At 60.6% G+C, this 957-nt stretch carries 1 protein-coding gene and 1 pseudogene; both read left to right on the top strand.

Features of this window, described 5'->3' with window-relative positions:
• The coding region (locus tag AC1D1X_RS24395; RefSeq protein ID WP_477699500.1) for an esterase/lipase family protein at nt 1-425 on the top strand (425 nt) is incomplete at its 5' end.
• 165 nt (nt 426-590) lie between these two features.
• A pseudogene (locus AC1D1X_RS24390) lies at nt 591-957 on the top strand (helix-turn-helix transcriptional regulator); the annotation flags it as partial.

Raw genomic sequence — 957 nt, 5'->3', positions numbered from 1 at the left:
CAGTGGTGCGGGTCACCCAAGCCACAGGCCTTGCCCCCTTGCTGGTATGCCACAGCATGGGCGGGTTGGCTGCCAGAGCCTGGCTCAAGCGCATGAAGGCCGAAGCCCGGGTACATCATGTCGTCACCATCGGCACACCGCACCGCGGAACCTGGCTGGCCCGGTTTGGGCATGGCCACAATGGGCGCCAGATGCGCCTCCTGTCCGACTGGCAGACCCAACTGGACCATGAGATGCCTGCACACCGGCATACACTGTTTACCTGCTGGTACTCCAACTGCGACAACATCGTGTTTCCGACCTCCACGGCCACCTTGCCTGGCGCCGACAATCGCCTGGTTCGCGGCGCGGCCCATGTGCAGATGGCATTTTTGCCGGGCGTCATGAACGCTACCCTGGCCATGCTGGACAGTGATCCGGCTTGAACCAGCGTATCGACGCTTGCCGTCAGCCCCTTAAGCCTCCCCCGTCGGCAACCGGCGATGTGAATTTCTCACAAAAAAGACCCGGCATATTCACTATCTACATTGACCCGGGCTTTTTATGCTCATCTATTTGTAGGATGGAGCAAGCCCTTGACACTCTATGCAATGCCCAATACCAGCCTGTTAGAGGCTGTCCGACCTCTGCCGCCTCTGCTGGAACCCGAGTCTGATTCCACGCCTGCGCTGCTGGCCCTGCTGGTCGATGAGCTGGCGCACGGGGTGTTCGTTGTCAGCGCCCAGGGGCGGATTTTGCACGCGAATCAAATCGCGCGGCGCGAACTTGAGCGCTCTGTTGTGTTGGGGGTGGACAGGGGAGAGCTGAAGGTCCTCATGCAGGCAGATGCCAAGGCCTTCCAGATTGCCATGGGCAAAGCAGTTGCCGGAAAACGCAGCCTGATCAGGTTGGTGGCCAACGGCGTGGACTTTACCCTTGCCGTGGTGCCATTGCATCGTCAGGCAGGCAGCCCCTGTG

This window comes from Polaromonas sp. P1_G4 (assembly GCF_056405475.1).
This window is presented reverse-complemented; position numbering and strand designations above follow the sequence as displayed.